Source organism: Pseudomonas fuscovaginae SE-1, assembly GCF_000364705.1.
Taxonomy (GTDB): domain Bacteria; phylum Pseudomonadota; class Gammaproteobacteria; order Pseudomonadales; family Pseudomonadaceae; genus Aquipseudomonas; species Aquipseudomonas fuscovaginae_A.
Genome location: NZ_AQOH01000268.1, coordinates 1 through 2,675, shown reverse-complemented (window position 1 = coordinate 2,675; position 2,675 = coordinate 1). Strand labels below are relative to the sequence as shown.

The following is a 2,675-nucleotide window of genomic DNA, read 5'->3' as shown; positions in this document are numbered from 1 at the left end:
CGCGGCGGTTCAACTGGTCATGGCTCAGCCGCTGTTCGCCCGCCACCACGGCTTGCGCCTGCGGCGCCCGCTGCGTCTGGGCCTCGAACAGAGCGTGCAGGGTCTGGTCGAGGTGGTAGTCGACCGCGGTGGCATTGAACGCCTCCAGCACCTGCTGCCGCTCCTGTGCGGTCAGCACCGGCAAGCGATTGAGCGCCCGCCGCGGCTCCTGTTCGAGCGCATCGACCAACCCCTCCAGGGTCGCCAGCATGAAATCACAGACCCGTTGCGCGCCGATTCGGGCGGGGGTCATGGCGGTCATGCTGAAACCTTCGCCCAAGTCATCGACGTTCAGGCTCAGCGGATAGTTGGTACGTTCTTCACTGGCCAGAGTCTCGATGCCCCTCCAGGCACCTGGGGTGGCCTTGTCGAAGAGACCGGCATCACTGTGGCGATAGTTGAGCATCGCGCTGAACAGCGGCAGCGATGCGGCCACGCCACTGCAACGCTGGGCCAGGGCCAGCGAGGCGTGCTCGTGGCCGAGCAGCGCGGTCAGGCGGCCGTGGGTCGCCTTGACCCCGGCGCGTACCGGCGTGTCATCGATATCGACCCGCAACGGCAGGCTGTTGATGAACATGCCCAACGCCCGGTCGGCACCTTCGCCACCCTGCATCCGACCCAGCAACACTGTGCCGAACACCACCGCCTGCTTGCCGGAGGTGGCTGCCAGCACCCGGGCCCAGGCCAGATGGAACAGGCTGGCGGCACTGACCCCGAGCAGCCGTGCCTGCTGGCGCAGCCGAGCGGCAAGCGCCAGTGGCAGGCGCTGCCAGGCTTCCTCGATGTCGTGCCCGTCGCCCTGCACGTCCTGCAGGCCGAACGGCAGGGTCGGCTCATCGATATCGCCGAGCATTTCGCGGAAGAACGCCTCGTGTTCCTGCTCGCTGACACCCAGGCGCGCCTGAGCCACATAGTTGCGATACGGCACCGGTGCAGCGAGTGCCTCGGCGCGACCTTCGATGAACGCACGCATCTCGCGCCCCACCACCTCCATCGCGGTATGGTCGACGGCCAGGTGGTGGAACAGCAGGATCGCGACGATCCGCTGTCCCACCGGGTCGTTGGCATGCACCAGTTCCACCAGCGGAGCCTGGCGGATATCCAGGCGGTAGTGCCGGGCATCGAAACGCTGGTGCAACTGCGCCAGGACATCGCCGTCGGCGGCCTGCAGCGCGACCTCGAGGACCCGCAGCGGCGCCTGCCGGCGCACCACCTGCAGCGGCCGATCCAGGCCTTCCCAGTGCACGCTGGTACGCAGGATATCGTGACGGTCGATCACCTGCTGGAGGGCGCCGGTAAAGGCTTGCAGGTGCGTCAGGCTGTCGAAGGCCATCTGCGACTGCAGCAGGTACGGGTCGCCCTGCCCGGCACTCATGTGGTGATAGAGGATGCCTTCCTGCAACGGTGCCAGCGGGTAGATGTCCTGCACGTTGGCCGCGCCACCGGGAATGGCGGCGACGAGGCGGTCGATGCTCGCCTGGTCCAGCTCGATCAATGGCAACAGGTCCGGGGTGATGTGCTGGCAATCGGCGGGAATACGGTTTTCCGGCACCTCGACCTCGCGACCGCTGCCGATGGCCGCCGCCAGCGCCGCCAGCGTCGGCTGACTGAACAGCACCCTCACATCGCTGTCGAGACCGGCCTGGCGCATGCGCTCGATCAGTGTCACCGCCAGCAGCGAATGGCCGCCCAATTCGAAGAAGTGGTCATGACGCCCCACCCGCTCAAGCTTGAGCACCTCGGCCCAGATCTGCGCCAGGGCGATCTCGACGGCCCCTTGCGGCGCCTCGAACTCGCGGCTCAGCAGGGCCGTCTGGTCCGGAGCCGGCAGCGCCCGGCGGTCGAGCTTGCCGTTGGCGGTCAGCGGCAGCGCGTCGAGCTGCACGTAGGCGGACGGCACCATGTAGTCCGGCAGTCGATCGTGCAGATAGTCGCTCAGCGTTTCCACCGCCATGGTTTCACCCGCGGTGAACCAGGCCACCAGGCGGCCGTCACGGACCAGCACCACGGATTCGCCGATCACTTCATGGCTGTTCAGCGCCGCCTCGATCTCGCCCGGTTCGATTCGCACACCGCGGATCTTCAACTGGTCGTCGTTGCGCCCCAGGTAATCGAGATTGCCATCGGCCAGCCAGCGTGCCTGGTCGCCGGTGCGGTAGAGAAGCGCCTGCGGATCGGCGCTGAACGGATCGCGGATGAAGCGTTCGGCGGTCAGGTCCGGACGGTTCAGATAACCCCGCGCCACCCCGGCCCCACCGATATACAACTCGCCCGCCACCCCGACCGGCACCGGTTGCAATTGCTCGTCCAGCAGATAAACCCGGGCATTGGCGATCGGCTTGCCGATATGCAGCACCTGCCCGGCCTCCATCACCCCGGAGGTCGCCACCACCGTGGCCTCGGTCGGACCGTAGTTGTTGATCACCGCGAAGCGTTGCGCCTGGCTGAACTGGCGCAGGCGGTCGCCACCGATCAGCAGCGTGCGCAGGGTCGGATGTTCGAGTTGCCGGCTGAAGGCGTATTCGGCCACCGGCGTGGACAGGAAGCTCACCTGCAACGGTTGCTGCAGCCACCAGCCGAGCAGACGATCGATATCCTGGTGATCGATATCCGCCGGCGGCAGATGCAGGGTCGCA

1 protein-coding gene is annotated in these 2,675 nt (G+C 67.0%); it reads right to left on the bottom strand.

Annotated features, from left to right (window positions below):
- Window positions 1–2,675, bottom strand: a 2,675-nt coding sequence (locus K675_RS0121730; protein ID WP_026145415.1) for a condensation domain-containing protein, incomplete at both ends; no start/stop codon positions are given.